Origin of the sequence: Agromyces humi (assembly GCF_009720255.1) — a bacterium.
Taxonomy (GTDB): Bacteria; Actinomycetota; Actinomycetes; order Actinomycetales; family Microbacteriaceae; genus Agromyces; species Agromyces humi.
In genome coordinates this window covers 1-506 of the sequence record NZ_WJSP02000807.1, presented here as the reverse complement: position 1 = coordinate 506, position 506 = coordinate 1, and the positions used below count along the sequence as shown (strand labels likewise).

The window sequence follows — 506 nt, the reverse complement described above, 5'->3', positions numbered from 1 at the left end:
AACGCCGAGCGACGCGACGCCGTCGCCGAGCAGGAGCCGAGCGCCCCGGCGCTGGCGGAGTAGCCGGGCGTTCGGTCTTCCACGAGGAGATGCCGAACCCGCGCTCTCGGCCGGGAATCCGCGGGTTCGGCATCCACTCGGCGCCGTCGGCGTCGGCCGTCGGCTGCTCCGCCGTCGGGCTCGGTCAGCCGACCTGGGCGAGCCGCAGCACCTCCGCGTTGGGCAGGCCGGCGAGGAACGCGCCGGTCACGAGCAGCTTCGAGCCGCGGATGCCGCTGCCGACGATCAGCCGCTCGTGGGTCGCGACCGACTCGTCGACGAGGATCGGCCAGTCGGAGGGCAGCCCGACGGGCGTGATCCCGCCGTACTCCATCCCGGTCAGCGCGACCGCGTCGTCCATCGGCGCGAACGACAGCTTGCGCGCGTCGAGGCGCCGGCGCACGACCCCGTTCACGTCGGCCCGGTCGGAGCCGCGCACGAGGCATGCGGCGTACCACGTGCGCTCG

General features: G+C 74.7%; 1 protein-coding gene. It reads right to left on the bottom strand.

Annotation, left to right across the window (positions count from 1 at the left end):
- Nucleotides 1-184 precede the first annotated feature (184 nt).
- Nucleotides 185-506, bottom strand: a 322-nt coding sequence (locus GH736_RS24290; RefSeq protein WP_328596967.1) for a YbaK/EbsC family protein, incomplete at its 5' end; no start/stop codon positions are given.